Annotated in this window: 18 protein-coding genes and 1 pseudogene; 6 read left to right on the top strand and 13 right to left on the bottom strand. The window is 62.8% G+C overall.

Going from position 1 to position 14,188, the window contains the following annotated elements; all coding sequences use genetic code 11:
* Positions 1–9: 9 nt before the first annotated feature.
* From ACVWY6_RS23640 to ACVWY6_RS23670, 7 genes are all read right to left on the bottom strand, one after another.
* Entirely contained in the window at positions 10–357 is a 348-nt protein-coding gene (locus ACVWY6_RS23640; RefSeq protein WP_030175472.1) for a hypothetical protein, read from the bottom strand.
* 86 nt (positions 358–443) lie between these two features.
* Entirely contained in the window at positions 444–638 is a 195-nt protein-coding gene (locus ACVWY6_RS23645; RefSeq protein WP_030175475.1) for a hypothetical protein, read from the bottom strand.
* A 3-nt stretch (positions 639–641) separates the two neighbouring features.
* Positions 642–1,040 (bottom strand): hypothetical protein, encoded by a 399-nt coding sequence (locus tag ACVWY6_RS23650; protein ID WP_030175478.1) that lies wholly within the window; start codon positions 1,038–1,040, stop codon positions 642–644.
* 23 nt (positions 1,041–1,063) lie between these two features.
* On the bottom strand, positions 1,064–1,270 hold the full coding sequence (locus tag ACVWY6_RS23655; RefSeq protein ID WP_030175481.1) for a type II toxin-antitoxin system HicA family toxin: 207 nt from the start codon (positions 1,268–1,270) through the stop codon (positions 1,064–1,066).
* Between the two features lie 32 nt (positions 1,271–1,302).
* Entirely contained in the window at positions 1,303–1,944 is a 642-nt protein-coding gene (locus ACVWY6_RS23660; RefSeq protein WP_156045794.1) for a hypothetical protein, read from the bottom strand.
* A 288-nt stretch (positions 1,945–2,232) separates the two neighbouring features.
* Positions 2,233–2,868 (bottom strand): 8-oxoguanine DNA glycosylase OGG fold protein, encoded by a 636-nt coding sequence (locus tag ACVWY6_RS23665; RefSeq protein ID WP_051722072.1) that lies wholly within the window; start codon positions 2,866–2,868, stop codon positions 2,233–2,235.
* Positions 2,869–2,880: 12 nt separating this feature from the next.
* A complete protein-coding gene (locus ACVWY6_RS23670) occupies positions 2,881–4,692 on the bottom strand; it encodes a hypothetical protein (RefSeq protein ID WP_457541430.1) in 1,812 nt (603 codons plus the stop codon).
* A gap of 586 nt (positions 4,693–5,278) precedes the next feature.
* Between ACVWY6_RS23670 and mobC the strand changes: the two genes are divergently transcribed.
* The 4 genes from mobC to ACVWY6_RS23690 all read left to right on the top strand — a co-directional run bounded on the left by mobC (position 5,279) and on the right by ACVWY6_RS23690 (position 8,781).
* Positions 5,279–5,728 (top strand): plasmid mobilization relaxosome protein MobC, encoded by a 450-nt coding sequence (mobC, locus tag ACVWY6_RS23675; RefSeq protein WP_051722073.1) that lies wholly within the window; start codon positions 5,279–5,281, stop codon positions 5,726–5,728.
* Positions 5,725–7,620 carry a relaxase/mobilization nuclease domain-containing protein gene (locus tag ACVWY6_RS23680; RefSeq protein ID WP_051722074.1) on the top strand — a complete coding sequence of 632 codons (1,896 nt, stop codon included), beginning with the start codon at positions 5,725–5,727 and terminating at the stop codon, positions 7,618–7,620. Before mobC ends, ACVWY6_RS23680 begins: the two co-directional genes overlap by 4 nt.
* 52 nt (positions 7,621–7,672) lie before the next feature.
* Complete coding sequence (locus tag ACVWY6_RS23685) at positions 7,673–8,194, top strand: hypothetical protein (RefSeq protein ID WP_156045798.1); 522 nt, start codon at positions 7,673–7,675, stop codon at positions 8,192–8,194.
* A gap of 128 nt (positions 8,195–8,322) precedes the next feature.
* The gene (locus ACVWY6_RS23690; RefSeq protein ID WP_030175540.1) at positions 8,323–8,781 is read left to right on the top strand and encodes a thermonuclease family protein; all 459 of its coding nucleotides are present in this window, start codon (positions 8,323–8,325) and stop codon (positions 8,779–8,781) included.
* An 85-nt stretch (positions 8,782–8,866) separates the two neighbouring features.
* Here ACVWY6_RS23690 and ACVWY6_RS23695 read toward each other — a convergent pair whose 3' ends face one another.
* Complete coding sequence (locus ACVWY6_RS23695) at positions 8,867–9,898, bottom strand: tetraspanin family protein (protein WP_036398620.1); 1,032 nt, start codon at positions 9,896–9,898, stop codon at positions 8,867–8,869.
* A 674-nt stretch (positions 9,899–10,572) separates the two neighbouring features.
* Between ACVWY6_RS23695 and ACVWY6_RS23700 the strand changes: the two genes are divergently transcribed.
* Both ACVWY6_RS23700 and ACVWY6_RS23705 read left to right on the top strand, forming a co-directional pair.
* On the top strand, positions 10,573–10,725 hold the full coding sequence (locus tag ACVWY6_RS23700; RefSeq protein ID WP_156045803.1) for a hypothetical protein: 153 nt from the start codon (positions 10,573–10,575) through the stop codon (positions 10,723–10,725).
* A gap of 46 nt (positions 10,726–10,771) precedes the next feature.
* Positions 10,772–10,966 carry a hypothetical protein gene (locus ACVWY6_RS23705; RefSeq protein ID WP_030175543.1) on the top strand — a complete coding sequence of 65 codons (195 nt, stop codon included), beginning with the start codon at positions 10,772–10,774 and terminating at the stop codon, positions 10,964–10,966.
* A 50-nt stretch (positions 10,967–11,016) separates the two neighbouring features.
* Here the strand turns inward: ACVWY6_RS23705 and ACVWY6_RS23710 are convergent, their stop codons facing one another.
* The 5 genes and pseudogenes from ACVWY6_RS23710 to ACVWY6_RS23730 form a co-directional block, all read right to left on the bottom strand.
* Positions 11,017–11,262 (bottom strand): hypothetical protein, encoded by a 246-nt coding sequence (locus ACVWY6_RS23710; RefSeq protein ID WP_156045806.1) that lies wholly within the window; start codon positions 11,260–11,262, stop codon positions 11,017–11,019.
* A gap of 122 nt (positions 11,263–11,384) precedes the next feature.
* A complete protein-coding gene (locus ACVWY6_RS23715) occupies positions 11,385–11,642 on the bottom strand; it encodes a hypothetical protein (RefSeq protein ID WP_457541434.1) in 258 nt (85 codons plus the stop codon).
* Positions 11,643–11,806: 164 nt separating this feature from the next.
* A pseudogene (nrdH, locus tag ACVWY6_RS23720) lies at positions 11,807–12,037 on the bottom strand (glutaredoxin-like protein NrdH); the annotation flags it as partial.
* Between the two features lie 42 nt (positions 12,038–12,079).
* Complete coding sequence (locus ACVWY6_RS23725; protein ID WP_030175553.1) at positions 12,080–12,799, bottom strand: hypothetical protein; 720 nt, start codon at positions 12,797–12,799, stop codon at positions 12,080–12,082.
* 60 nt (positions 12,800–12,859) lie between these two features.
* Positions 12,860–14,185 (bottom strand): coiled-coil domain-containing protein, encoded by a 1,326-nt coding sequence (locus ACVWY6_RS23730; protein WP_156045808.1) that lies wholly within the window; start codon positions 14,183–14,185, stop codon positions 12,860–12,862.
* Between the last annotated feature and the right edge of the window lie 3 nt (positions 14,186–14,188).

The following is a 14,188-nucleotide window of genomic DNA, read 5'->3' on the forward strand; positions in this document are numbered from 1 at the left end:
GTCTGGCTGTCAGGCGTTCACCGAGCCCACTTCTCCATCGGAGTGGGACGTGTGGGCGCTTGCGGCTAGCTGGGCTCCGGACGGGGCAGTTCGTCTCTTGTTGGTGCGACGAGGTTTGCGTTCCAGGCCAACGGTCGAGATGCCTGCCTTCTTCAGCGCGGCGTCGGTGATGCCGAACTCGCTGGCGCGGACACGCAGCTGCAGGTGCTCTGCGCGGGCAGTGTCGAGGTCCTGTTCGCGTTGGAGGATGTCGCCGTAGGACGCGGCCAGGTCGCGGACGACGCGTTCGCGTTCGCTTTGTTCGGCGAGGAGCGCGTTGGCGGCGGCTTCGGGATCGAAACGGATTGCTGTGGACACAGGTGTCCCCTTTCACTCACTGGATCAATATTTGGTTGCAGAGTGCTTCCAGTGTTCCACGGGTGAGTGACAGCGGTCGAGAGCAATCAGTGCGTGGCGAGTGGTTCGGCGGTGCCGCCGACGGTGCTCGCATATTTGTGGGTGTCGTCTGCCTCTGCGTCGGTGAAGACACGAACGTCAGCGGGTCGACCGGGAACGCGAACGATCAGCGTGAGGTCAGCGATGTTGGCGCGCGCACGTTTTGACGCCTGCCGGGCCCCAGCGTTGTCGAGGTCGGTCATTGGCTACGCGGACGCTGCGTGCTTGTGTGTTGTCTCAACGAGCTGGTGCGCGCGTTGCTGAGAGATGCCGAGGATGGCACCGATGTCGCGGTAGGGGATGCCTTTGTCGGCGAGGTCGCAGGCGAGCCGGCGGGTGTGTTCGCTGGCTTCACGTTCGTAGCGGTCCGCTTTCTCTTTGAGTTCGCGAACGGTCGCCGATGCTGCGGTGGCGTCCACGTTGTCCACATGCACGCGGACGTTCACCGACACAGTGGACTTGGCGACGTCGGTGTCCACGGCGATGTAGTCGATCGCTTCGGCTTCTGCGTCAGCGAGTCGTCGGGTTTGGGTGAGCCCGTCGAGGGCGGGGATGGAGATCATCCACCACCGCCCTTCGCGGGTGACCTCAACGTCGTAGGTCATGTCGGTCTTCTCCTTGGTCGGGATTATTTGCAGTCGCACTCGGCGATTGCTTTGTTCACTTTGCGGATCACTCCGGGGCTGATGGTCTTGTGTCCGTCGGGGATGGTCATGGTGTGTCGGCCCGTCGGGCAGGCCCAAAAACCGTGGCTGCCCTTGGCATCACGCACACGCGTGAAATCGGCAGCGCGCAGTTCTTTGGTCACCTTACGAGTCGGCTGCTCCGCAATCATGACTTTAGTCTACCCCCCTAGACTGAAACAAGTCAAGTGGGGTTGATGCCTCGCGATCCGTCTGGTTCGAGCGGCAGCCGGCGGAAGTATGCAGAGTCGACTTCTTCGTATGCCGCGTCCTGATCTTCTGCCAGCGTTTCTGGCAGTGGGGTTCCTTCGGGGTCCGTTGATACTTCGAGTTTGTGGCGGATCACTGTCTCGGTTACGACGACTGGCTCGTAGAATGATCCAGCAGGAATGGTGAGGTGTTGCTCGGAGGCCAGCTCGTTGACATGGTCGAGCGTCTCGCACACCATCAGCCCAATGGCAGAGAAGACGCTGACCGCCGCTTCGTAGCGATCTTCGATGCCTAGGCCCGGCAGTTGGTGCTTGATGTCACCGTGTACCGAATCCTGGTACAGCCAGGCGTAGGCCAACTCGAGGTCTGATTGGCCGCCATCTTCCACTAGGACCTTGTAGGCCCGTGTCTGACTAGAGCGTTCGACTGCTTGCTGCCAGCGAGTGCGAATGTCCGTAGTCTTCTCGGCGATTGCGATGGGTCCCCCGCTTGTCAGGGAGTCGATGGCGTCGAGAACTTTTCCGTAGTGCAGATCGTCATTGACCACCGTGAAAGGTCGGAGGCGGGCTACGAAGGACTCAAAACTAGGCTCTTCAGGGCGGTGCCTGATGAACATTATGCGGCCATCGGGCAGGTCTTCAGCGGCGTGATAGCTCAGCTCAGCCAGGATTCGAAGTTCGTTCTGGTCAAGTGCAATTGGATGTAAAGCGACTCGCCAGGCCTCGGCGTACGAATGCCGCTAACACCTGCGTTGGGGTGGGCTTGACCTTGGCGGGCTTTTGTTTGCTCACGTCTCCATCAGACACCTCAGGCACGACGGACGTGCTCGCGCGTTCTCGGCTAGGGGTAAGGCGGCGGTCGACGCATTCTCTGCTGGGTCTGGGCTCATTGTGGGTCGCCGGCTTCAGCGTTGGTTGAAGAGGGCGTACTCGATGACATCGGGTTCAACGTTCCATTCGGGGTCGGCAGCCCAGTCTTCGGCCAGTTGCAGGTAGCGGATGTAGTCGTCGCGGTGGACTCGTCCTGATGCTGGGACTGTGCCGGGGGCGGCGTCTTGTAGGGCGGTTCGGACGACGTTGTCGAGGATGAGTGGCCGTGGTCGGTGGTCTGTTGTGTAGCCGGCGAAGTAGAGAAGTTTGGTTCCGAATGACATGTCCAGGCCGCCAATACGGTGGGTGTTGAGAAGTGCGTTCCATCCGGCGGCTGCACCGTCGTTGCTGGTGGTTTCAACGATGGCGCGGAGCTTGTCGACCGCGCCGACCTGATTGAGGATGTCGGAAATACGTCGCGGGCCGTACCCGACTTTGCCGTATCCCCACACCATCGAAATCAGAAACAGTTCAATAGGGTCAGTGTCGGCGCGGTGGTGAATGTAGGCCCGTGCGATGCCACCTTCGGTGTGGGCGTGGTGGGCCAACTGAGTGAGTGCTTCTCCGTGGTCGGCGAACGTGGTGCGCCAGGCTTCGGGATTGAACTGCACACGGTGAGAGGCCACGTCGGTGGTGCTGAAGTGGCGCAAGGCGGCGGGGATGGAAGTCACTGTTTAGCGCTATCAGCCAGCGTTGTCCGGTGTTGTCGATCCGCGGACTCGCAACGAGGCAAACAGTTCGGAGGCCGCGGTAAGAATTCGGGTGGGTATCGGGCGGGCCGGAACGATCGAATCGATGTACTGGTCGAAAGGGGCTGGCCAGATTGTCTTCATGCATTCGGTCCGCCACGACACCAGCGCCATGATCCCGTCCGGGAAGAGAGGGTTGCGCCCGAAGTACTCGGAGATTCCCTCGATGAGTTGCAGCTGGGTCAGGGTCAGCACGGCAGGAGCCAAGATGTGTCCGTCAAACTCTTCCATATGCGGCCGACTGCGAAGTTGTAGGTCGAGATCGGTGCTGTCGGTGTTGGGCACCCCGCCGTCGGGCACAACGATCAAGGGCACAAAGACCACGTCTGCTGGAAGCCCGAAGTCTTGCGATCCGGACTCAAACAACTGGCGCATCGTCTTCGCGAGTTGATCAAACTTCTCGCCGGGATTGCCGAACGTCGTCTCCATGTCGAGCGCATAGGTGTCGACGTTGCCCAGGCCTTGTGCGAGGTGGGCGTCGAGATGATGGTTCGTTGCGTCGACAACGAGGCAGTATCGGCCAGCTTTCACGACCCAGTCACAGGCCGAGGGGGTTTTTCCGCGGCGAGTAGACCATTTTGCTTGCAACTGACTTTCGCTGATGACTTCTGTCGCTGAGCGACTGTTCGTGGTGATGTTGGCAAGGGAGTCGCCGACAGTTCGTTCGAAAACATCGTTCATTCCGGCGCTGAACGATTCGGCGGGTGATCCGGGATCAGGGTCCTTCCCGAAGCGGAAGCCTGTCAGGCCGGCGAACGTCGGCCAGTAGAGCATCTGGCCGAAGAAGCGGTCGACGACCCAGTGGTAACGCAGCGCGATGATCTCTTCTCCAGACCCCGCACGCAAAAAAGGGAACCGGGTGAAGGTGAAACGTTGCTGATGAACAGAACCTTGTCTACGGTCTCGAGCGAGATCTTTTCGATACTGCCTTATGGGGCAGGACATCTCGTCAAAGCAGTAGTCGATCGCCGCCAATGATGCCCCGCTTGTCGCAAGCTCTGCTCGCGTGTACCGAAGCTTTCGCGACATGATTCCGTCGAGTAGGAACTGCCCGAGTATCTGCAGATCCGCGAGTTCCACTCCGTTGGCGGTAGCAAATGTGTCTGAAGGGGTCTCGCCGAGAGCTGGGTCTGTCACACGTTCGGGCCAAGTCCGTTGCCACGTGGCAGCAAAGTTGCCCTGGGCAACTTCGGGTTTCAGAGGTGTGTCAGCGAGAACGCTGGCCACTTCCCCGGTCATGTTCTCACGCAGTTTGGCGATTGTCTGTTCGGCGTCCATTGAGAAGATCTCGGTCTGCATCCGGGCTATCGCGTCAGCGCTCAGGGTCCCGTCCTCTGAGTACTCGTTTGTGTTGTGCTCAGAGTTGATGCTCATCAGGAGTTCGGCGATTTGGCCGGGGGTTGGCCTGGCAGCTGACGACGTGATGTTGGCCGATTCGATAACTTCCCTGAGGAGTTGAGCCACTGTGCGTGGAACAATCAGAACGTCACCTTTCGCAACTCTTTTGGCAAGTGTTGCGCCCCATGGTTCGAGGATCGAATCAACGAAGCGGCGTTCGATGCGTTGCGCCTGCTGGTCAGTCGTCGTTGCGATGTCGTACGACGACAACAGCTCAGCAACCGACGTAAGTGTCAGTTCCAAGTCGAGGGAAGCGATTAGTTCGATGCGGGCTTCGTGTGTCAGCGCGGTCAGGCCGACGTCCGGGGCCATGACCGGAAAATTTTGTTCGGCCACCATTTGCTGCATCAGCGCGACGTCGGCGTTCAGGTTTCCCGAACCTAGCTGGGCTAGTCGTGGGTCAATGTGTGGGGGACGAGGATGCGGCATTGCTTGGGTGGTCGGCGGTGGCGCTGGCTTCCGGGGCGTTGACTTCTTCGGCGGACGGTTGGGATTGCTACGCCCGTATCGCTTCTTGTTCCCGGCCATTTGTTACCCCCGCTTCGTGAGTGCCTTTCCACCTGACCATAGGTGCTGGGTCCGACTACCTGGCGATCACTAATAGCTGCTTGCGGTGGAAGTGGAGCTGCGGTTCGTCATGTCCGCCGGCCGGGTTGTCTGCTGTTGACGTCGATTGTCTGCCCCGTTGTCCTAAGCCCGAGGCCGCGCAGCGGCCGATTCTCGGCCGCGCGAAGCGTGGCCGTCTCCCGAATGCTCCGCAACGTGAGGCGGGGAGCCTTACGGACGGTTAGTCCGGCGGAGCAAGATATAACTTAGGTCCCCTAAGTCGTGGTGTTCAGCCAAGCTTGGGGCTAGGCTGAACACGAGAAGAGATGAGGTTCCGCGCTTGGGGCGCGGGCCTTCGGCACCGGGACGGCATCGACAGGGGGTTCGCGTGGCGGGGAGTACGTCGGTTCGGCGCAAGCGGCAGGCGAATGTTCCTGGTGGGCGGACTGCGTCGCCGTTCAAGGTCAAACCGACTGATGAGCAGCGGGAGTTGTTGGTGTTGCGCGCGGCGGCTGAAGGGGTGTCGGTGCCGCGGTTGTTGATCGAGTCGACGCTCAATCCGCAGTGGCGGGGTGAGGGTCCGGACGCGGTGATGTCGCGCCGGCAGGAAGCATTGGTGGCGTTGGAGCAGGCTGCGGACACCCGGAATCTGTTGCTGGCGATCGGCCGCAACATCAACCAGATCGCAAAGCATGTGAACTCGACTGACGGTGAGTTGCCGGAGGAGTTGTCGGCGGCGTTGGCGTCAGTGACCCGGTCGTGCGATGAGGTGACGCGGCGGATGCGTCAGGTGTCGTCGGGTCGCACCGCTGCGCAGTCTGCGGCGGTGACGCGGTGAGGGGCAAGATCACTCGCGGCCAGAAGATGGCCGGCCTGATCTATTACTTGCAGGGTCCGGGCAAGCACAACGAGCACACCAATCCGCACATGGTTGCCGGTCGGGGCGGTGCGGTCGAGCGGTTCATGTGGTCGGCCGACAACTCGGTTCGGGTGTTGTCGAAAGACGACGCGATCGCGATTGCCCGCGAACTCGATGAACCCCATGTACTGCATGACGTGAAGGTTCCGTGGGTCGATCCCAAACGTAAGAAGGCGGCGCTGGCGGAGGGCTACACCGAGACCGGGGCGCGGGCGATGGCGCGGGTTGAAGATGCGAATGTGTGGCAGTGCTCGCTGGCTCTGCGAGCCGACGAGGCCGAGTTGAGCGATGAGTTGTGGGGCAAGATCGCCGAAGAGTTCATGCGCGAGATGGGCTTTGACTCGGTCGATCCCACCGACGCAGGCAGCCGGTGGGTGGCCATCCATCACGGCAAGAGCACGAACGGCAACGACCACATCCATATCGCGGCGTCGATGGTCCGCGAGGACGGGTCGTTGGTGAAGTTGTTCGTGCCCCCCGCGCCGGGACAGAAGCCGCAAGGCGACGGCCCACGTTCCTCACAGGTCATCCAGATGCTCGAACGCAAGTACAACTTGCAGATCGACCGGGATGACCAAGCTGTGTCGCCGTCGTACCACCAGGCTGAGGTCGAGACCGCGTTGCAGATGCGCCCCGACGTTGATGCACCCGCCGTGGAGGCCGGCCGCACGGCCGATCGCCCGGCTACCGAGGCGGGCAAGAAAGCAAAGCAGCAGCGCGGCGAGCCAGTGCGGTTCGAACTGGCACGTCGGGTACGGGCGGCCGCCACAGCAGCCAACGACGAGGCCGACTTTGTCGAGCTGTTGGCAAAGCAGCTCGACGTAGTGGTGCGGCCGCGATGGTCGGACACCGAGAACAAAGTTGTCGGCTACTCGGTCGGATTGATGTCGGCTGGGACCGACAAAGCGAGAATGGACGCGGCGGACGTCGTTTGGTACTCGGGAACGAGTTTGGGTCGCGACCTGACGATCACACAGCTGCGTAAGCAGTGGGGTGTGGCCAGTTCGGAGATCGACAGCATGGCTCGGCGACGGTGGCGCACGCATGCAATTGGCGCACCCGCACGTGATCCCGACGCGGTCGAGCGAGCGCGCGCGAAGCTGCCGTACACGGTGCCCGACGAACCGGCAGTCGCAACGGCCGAAGGTGTCGATGCTGCCGCGATCCAGCGGCGGCAGCTAGACCAGGCGCGCCGCGAGCTGGCGGGGTGGACCGACTACGTACGGTCGATCCCTGCCGAAGACCGCGAGCAGGTCGCACGAGCGGCCGGCGTTGTATCTGGGGTGTTCGCCGCGTGGTCCTCGCGCACCGAACCGATCCCCGGGCCATTGGCCCACGCAGCGAACACATTGGCACGCACCGCCTCACGGACCTACAGCCGACCGCGCCCGGTGATGCGCACCCGGTCATCGGGCACACGCGCCGCCGCGGTGTTGATGATGGCGTCAGCGCACACCGACCCGGCGATGGCGTGGGCGATGGTCATGGGCCAACTCCTGGCCGCTGTCGAAGCGATCGCCGACGCACAAGCAGCGGCGAACAACGCCGCTGCTGCACAACGTCTGACAGCGCTCCGCCAGCAACAACTCGCTGAACGCGCCCAACGAATCGTTGGCACCACGGCAGTCCTCGAAGCTGAACCCGCACGCCGCCATCTCTCGGACGACGAGTTCGCCGCCCTGCAAACACCGACACCAACACGCGGCCCACTCGCACAACCGCCCAGCGATACGCGACACCAAGACGCCTCGCCCCGGCGAAGCGGATACGACGACGCACTCCGCCGCCGGCGAGACGGGCCACGCCGGTAGACCGTTTGACCGACCCCACGGGCTGATTGCAAGCCCTGCAACACTTGTGGCCATGACCCGGCACCGCGTGTTCTCACTGGCCCGCATCACTGGCCATAGTGTGTGGTGGGTCTTTATGGTGGTGACGCTCTTTGCGGGTGGCATTACTTGGACGGGTGCCAGTAGTTATGGCTACGGCTACTTCCTTGGCGCCACGTCTTTTGCTGGGTGGTCGGGGGATTGGACGGCCAACACTCCGATTCAAGCGCCGGTGGCCATTACGGATTTCGCTGCATCGTCGTCGTACCAGGACCCGTGGACGCAGTTGGAGGTGTGGTCGGTGGTGACGTTCGTGGTGGTGCTCATCGCTGCTGTGGTCGAGGCGATTGCAGTACGCCAGGTAGTGCCGGGGATCGTGACGGTCGCCGCGCCGTGCGTGGCGTTTGGACTGTTGTTGTTGGCTACCCCCGGCGTCCTCGACTCTGTCGAGTTCAGCACGATGCTCACCGTGGCTGTGGTGTTGGTTGCGGTCGCCGTCCGTGAGATTTGGGCACGCGGGTTCGCGCCGCGGCCGAGTGGCCTACAGAGACAATGACGGTCGCGAAGCGCGGGTGGCAGCCGGCGGCGGTAGGGTGCGCGGTCCTGCTGATATTGGCCGGGTGCGGGGGTGATTGGGATCGAACTTCGGGCTACAGCTATACCAACAGACCGCCTTCGGAGACGGTGGTTCTCGAGCGGATAGACCCTGAAGCCAAGCCCGTGGTCCAGGTTGTTTCGGGCGACACTGTGGTGGTCGATCTCGACGGGGTGGAGACGACGATCAAGATCATCGGCATCGAGGCGGCCGATGCGACGTCGTCAGACAACCGGGAACGCTGTCTGGCCAAGAAGTCGGCCGAGCACCTGAAGTCCGTTCTCCCGGAGACCGGTGTCCGAGTCCATTACCAGGACGGCCAACCTCGAACCGACGGTCAAGGGAACACTCGCGCACATCTCACTGGGCGCATGACAGCCAGCTCATCGGTGGCGGTGGAGCAACTTACGACAGGGTGGGCCAGGAGAATCTCGGACCCGGCCGACGCCATGAACCTGATCCACGATGGCATGCACATGCAGACTGACGCGGAAAATTCTGCGCGTGCAGCGCAAGTGGGGATCTGGGATCCCGATGAGTGTCGCTGATCAGCCATGGGTTGTGGAGGACGGATCACGACTCTGACAGTGCCCGCGAACCCGAACTAACCTCCCGGGTCTCGCCGCCGCGCAACTAGCCAGTAGTGGCCGCCGGCTCGGACCCGCTCGGTGTCGAGGAAGGCGTGGACTTTCCAGGCGATGCTGGGCCGGCATTGTTGAGGTCGAGAATTGTTAGTGCGAGCCGCGGCGCATCGCTGACCCTGTCAGCGGGAGCAAGAAATTCTCTTGCACTCAAAGTGGCGTAGACACAAACCCATTGGTACTCGTCGCGGGACACCTGCAATGTGACTGCCATGTCGGTAGACCCCGTTGACGTTGGTCCACTCTCACCCCAGTACAACGTGCGCGTCGTCGCACCTTCGACCTGAGTTTCAAGTTCCCCCTCGGCGTCAGGAGCGGCGCCAGCGACAACCTCGCGGCCGGGTTTTCTAGGGTTCCTGCATGCCGCTTCGATGGTGCTTGGAACTTCGGTCTTGACAGCCATGACCCGCACGAGCATCTTGTCCCTACTTCGAAGAGAGAGACCAGAGCCCGCCACCTGTATGTTCACAAGCCGGGCGTTCTCCGAATCTGTCTGAGCAGACACAACAATGTCGGGCTGTTCACGTTGAGCGATTGCCTCAGTGCCCCAGAATGCGACCAACAAGGCACCGGCCAGCACAAGCAGGGAACCAATGACTTCCGGCCCAATGATGTGGATGTCAGCGAGTAGTCGGGGCGTTTTCTCCGGTGCGAATCGCAACGCAGCAAAGGACAGCACGATGATCACCAGCCCGGAGATAACAAAGGCAATAGCTACGGGCGCCGACCAGCTGAAGTCGTCCGCCCACCAGAGTCCGAAAACAAGGGCCGCTACACCCAGTATGAAGACGATGAGGGCTCTGTCGGGGGCGGAGAGACTTGCCTTGTGCTGGGCGGCGGTTCGCGCCTGCTGTGCGCGAACGGCCGCAGCTACTGCAGGGAGTGTCACTCCTATGAGAACCAACGCAAGTGGAATAAACACGTGATTTGGTTCATCGCGAATAAACCGCGACCGCGCATCGCCTTCTAGTCCGAGGGCGATGAGGACGCCGACGATGACCGCGGTGCCAAGCGGAATGGCCATGCGCGCAGCGTCAGTGATCATCGCCCCCGTTGTCTTTGGCCCTGGCTCTGGCGGGCCTTCGGGAGCAACAGGCGGGGGCGGGCCTTGGGGAGCAACAGGCGGGGGCGGGCCTTGGGGAGCAGCAGGCGGGGGCGGGCCTTGGGGAGCGACAGGCGGGCCGGCGGGGTTGTTCACGGAATGCTCCCTTCGCCTACGAACTAGGTGCACTGACTGTAGTGCTCTTGTCGGCCTGACTTTCGTGAAACTACGAATGATCCGAAGGAAAGCAAAACTAGTTAGTGCACAGCAGTATTGCGCTACCTAGGTGTCGGTTGCGCTGCGTTGAGTTGTCGCTCAGGGTCTCGGGTCCGGCGAGGGGGCTTACGCGCTCCTGCCTCGCCTCTTCATCTGTATCGACCGCGAAGCCGTGGTGATGCTGGTGGCAATGTGTCATTGCTGTCGATCTAATGGGGCAAGCCTGGTCCCGGTGCTCGCGGTCTAAGGGGGGTGCGAGCACCTGGATGCGACGGGGGGAGTGTCGCATTGGGACCAGGCTCGGTGGTGAACGTTAGCAGTGCGCACGGACATTCGTAATGTCACCAGGAGGTGTTTCGACACACAGGGCACTTGAACGGTCAGCGGGTTGGGCCCGTTGGGTTGCGGTGAGGCGTGTCGTGGATGGGTGCGGAGGGCGCGTGTCCGTTGGTGGCTCGGGGGATGTCGTGGCGAGGGTGGTTCGCTGTGGCGTCGAGGACCGACGGCGGGCCTTGGGCGCGATCGTTGTCGCGTTGTTGCCGGCGTTGGGCTACCCGGGTACCGAGCTGATTGCCGGGCGGGTCGGTGGATAGTTCTTTCTGGAATCTCTTGGGCTTGCTCGACGAGGAACACTGAGGCTTGGGCGCGCTGCGTCTCGGAGGACTCTGGCCGAAGGATGAGGTCGGCGCATCGGGTTTCGGCGTGGTGGGCGAAGGAGCGGCGTCGGGTGCTGCCGGGGGGTTCTCTGTCGGCGTCGATCAGGTTCTGTCGGGCGTCATCGAGGAGGTAGGCGGGATCGTCGGGAATGCTCACTGGTGGAGGTCCTTTGGTTGAATGGGTAGAGCCGCCGACACGTGGGGTGTCGGCGGCTCCAGGTCCGGGTGTTAGATCGTTTCGCCCCAGAAGTAGTACGCCTGCACGGGCCAGAAGTCGTGGAAACATCCCGACACCCTGATGTAGGGAGTCATCGCCGTTTGGCAAGCCTGCATCGACGGGTACGGGCCCACTTTGTAATTGGGCCAGTTGGGATCGTCGGCGTTGGCGGTGCCGCCGCCGGCTCCCACCGCGATGGTGGCAGCGGCAGCGATTGTCATTGCGCTGGCGGCGATTTTGGAGCGTATCGAGGTCATGGTGATCCTTGTCTTTGGTTGCAGAGAGTTGCAGAAGACTGATTGCTGTATGCGATTGCTTGTGTCGAATCGTTGAATGTTGCGGCTGTGTGCCTCCTTTCGAGGTGGCCGTGCGGATCGGGCTAGTCCCGGTCGCTGAGGTCGTAGGTGTGCGCAGCAATGCGCAATCCGAAGGTGCTTGGCGTCGCGATGAGTTCAGCTGCTGCCTTGTCGGCGGCGGCGGGGTGCGCACCGTTGACGGGCGTGAGCACGAGATAGACCTCCCCGGCGCTGGCGGGGTGGGCGTCGACGGTCACTGTTCGCAGTTGCCTGGCGAGGCTGGCTGCCCAGTGGGCGTCGGGTTGGACGTCGATTGGTAGTGCGGCGCGCACGATCACCATCTCGTGCGCCCCTGCTGGCGTTGAGCCGGTGGTGTCACCGGCTGAGTGGAGGCGGCGTGGGTGTTCTCGGGTGGCCCGACGACCAGGGATGCTGTCGTCGCCGGGACGGTGGTGGCGCGCAGCAGCTCCGACATTGCTGCTGCGGTATCCGGCGGTGACGGTGAGGAAGAGCGCTGCTGGGCTGCTACCGCTTTGACTCTGTCCGGGCGGAACCCAGACCAGTGGTGCTCGCCGGTCACCACCACGGGCGCTTGCTGATAGCCCAAGCTCATCACGTAGTCGCGGGCCTTCGGATTGGTGGTGATGTCGACGGTCTCGTAGTCGATGCCAGCTTTGTCGAGCGCTTTGTAGGTGGCGGTGCACTGCACGCAGGCCGGTTTGCTGTACACGGTGATCGGGTCCGCGGGCTGTTGGGGCGATGGTGCGCTCAAGGGTGCTCACCTGCCCGAGGCGGCCGGTGTGGCCAGCAGGTCGGAGAGACGGTGTTCGTGCCAGTCGCGGTATCCGGGAGCGTCGAGGCAGATGGCGGTGGCCGGGTTCTCAGCCGAATCATCAACGTGTGAGAGTGTCACGGCCACCAGGTGTTTGACCCCGGCGCGGGCGAGCGCAGCAGCGTCGATGCCAGGGTGGCTGTGGTGGATGATGACTCGCACCATTTCCAGGCCCTGATCGTCGCGGACTTGGCCAGCAAGCCAGACAGCTTTGCGGGCGGCATCGGTGGCCACCGCCAACTCGTCGGTCATCTTGTCCCGGTCGTTGGGGTGCACGTTGCCGAACCACACCGGTTCTCCTGCAAGGTCGGCGATCGCGAACGCCGGAACGATCTCGACTTCATCTGGGTCGTCGCGGCTGGGTTTTTCGAGGAGCTCGCCGGCGGTGTACAGCTCGACGGTGGGCGCATCGGCTGATGAGTCCGACAGGTGGCGGGCTTTGTCGGCGAGGGCCGCCGCGGCGTCAGCACGCATCTGGTCGAGGTCGATGCCGAGCTGTTTGCGTAGTTCCGTGCGCACTTTGGGCCATAGCGACTTCCCGCCGTGGTGCTTCTTCTCGCAATATTTGAACAGTGCGCTGGGTGAATCGAGTTCGCGGAGCTCGTCGGCGTGTTCGGCGACGAACTCTTTGGCCTTGGTCCATTCTTCTGCGCGGGATAGCGCCATGAGGGGTGCTCCTTCTCACTCGGGGTGGTTGGTTGCAGAGATGCCGAACGTTCGTTGGGGTCAGCGAGATTGGCGGTGTTGCGGGCCCTGGGTGTTGGTGAGGTTGCGGACCTGGCCGGTGGTGTTGGCTTTGCCGGCAGTTTTGGCTTTCGCTCCGACCGCGGCCTGTGGCGGATGGGCGGAGCTGATGTCAGCGGTCATCCGAGCCGAGATCGCACCCTCGGTCGCTTCGGTGTTCTCGCGCACCCACTCTTCGGTCGCCTCCCGCCGTTCCACGGTGTCGTAGCCGGCAGGACGCTGATCTGCCGCTGTCGCTGCCGCCGCATGGAGGTTTGGGCCCGTCCCGTCGGTGGCCAGTGTTTTGACTGCTGCCACTGTCGGTTCGGCGTCGGCGGCCAGCTGCGCACCCGACTTGATGGCGTCCGCCAGCGGCGACGGCGTGCTGTCAGGGGATAGGCCGGTGGTGGGGTTGGGCATGTTCAGCAGCGAGGCAGCTGGTTCCTCGGGCGTGACCGTGTCGCTGTTGTCGCTGGTCGGCTGCGGGAGGTTGAGCAAGGGTCTCGATGGATCGATGTCCTCGACCTGGTCGTCGCGAGCCGGGGTGGGCGGCAGATTGAGCAGCGGTGACGGCGTGCTGCCAGGAAGGCCGGTCGCGCTGCGCTTCTTGCCGGCGAGCATCGCTCGGATCTCCTCGCGCGCTTTGGCGGCGGCCGGGCTGTACTCGACAGGGGTGTGGGCCGGTCCACCGTCGGCGTCAAGTTCGGCGTCGACTTGGGCGTCCTCACGGTCGGCGTCCGCAACGAGCGAATCGGCGAGGTTCTGGGCGATGAGCCGGTCACTGCCAGCGTCTTGGCCTTGCTGTTGTTCGCGTTTGCGTTCGGCATTACGTTGGGCGCGTTGGCGGGGTGTCATGTACGCCTCCGCCAACGCCGTGTCGAGGTCTTCCTCGGACACGGCGGCGAGGTTGAGTCCTTTGTCGATACCGACGCGTTCTTCGATGACCTCTGCGGCATTGATCGCCGCTCCGGACTCACTGCGCCATTCCTGGGCTTGGCGATAGGCCGTAGCGATCTTCTCGGGTGTGGCGTTCTCCCACCACTTGTCACGATCGACCCGGTTGAGCTGGTACTCAGCGATCCGGCGTGCGGTTTGGTGGCGTTCGCGATCGGCAGCCAGAGCATCGCGGGCGGCGGTGCGCAGCTGTTGTTCGCGGGCATCGATGACCCCCTGTTGCTCGCGCGCTGCACGTTCAAGTTCTTGCTGGCGTTGCTGGTGTAGGCGGGCGCGGTGCTGGGCCAATTGGGAGGCCATCGCCAACGCCACCCGCATCACCTGCCGAAACGCTCGGCCTACTTCCTGTTCATGGCCGGTATCTGTCTCACTCACAAC

It is taken from the genome of Williamsia sp. R60, from assembly GCF_054063855.1.

What these genes read in the sequence shown, in the direction of transcription:
- ACVWY6_RS23645 (WP_030175475.1), bottom strand. Translation starts at nt 638, where the DNA reads ATGACCGACCTCGACAACGCTGGGGCCCGGCAGGCGTCAAAACGTGCG.
- ACVWY6_RS23650 (WP_030175478.1), bottom strand. Translation starts at nt 1,040, where the DNA reads ATGACCTACGACGTTGAGGTCACCCGCGAAGGGCGGTGGTGGATGATC.
- ACVWY6_RS23655 (WP_030175481.1), bottom strand. Translation starts at nt 1,270, where the DNA reads ATGATTGCGGAGCAGCCGACTCGTAAGGTGACCAAAGAACTGCGCGCT.
- ACVWY6_RS23660 (WP_156045794.1), bottom strand. Translation starts at nt 1,944, where the DNA reads ATGTTCATCAGGCACCGCCCTGAAGAGCCTAGTTTTGAGTCCTTCGTA.
- ACVWY6_RS23670 (WP_457541430.1), bottom strand. Translation starts at nt 4,692, where the DNA reads ATGCAGCAAATGGTGGCCGAACAAAATTTTCCGGTCATGGCCCCGGAC.
- ACVWY6_RS23685 (WP_156045798.1), top strand. Translation starts at nt 7,673, where the DNA reads ATGACCCGGCACCGCGTGTTCTCACTGGCCCGCATCACTGGCCATAGT.
- ACVWY6_RS23695 (WP_036398620.1), bottom strand. Translation starts at nt 9,898, where the DNA reads ATGGCCATTCCGCTTGGCACCGCGGTCATCGTCGGCGTCCTCATCGCC.
- ACVWY6_RS23710 (WP_156045806.1), bottom strand. Translation starts at nt 11,262, where the DNA reads ATGACCTCGATACGCTCCAAAATCGCCGCCAGCGCAATGACAATCGCT.
- ACVWY6_RS23715 (WP_457541434.1), bottom strand. Translation starts at nt 11,642, where the DNA reads ATGGTGATCGTGCGCGCCGCACTACCAATCGACGTCCAACCCGACGCC.
- ACVWY6_RS23725 (WP_030175553.1), bottom strand. Translation starts at nt 12,799, where the DNA reads ATGGCGCTATCCCGCGCAGAAGAATGGACCAAGGCCAAAGAGTTCGTC.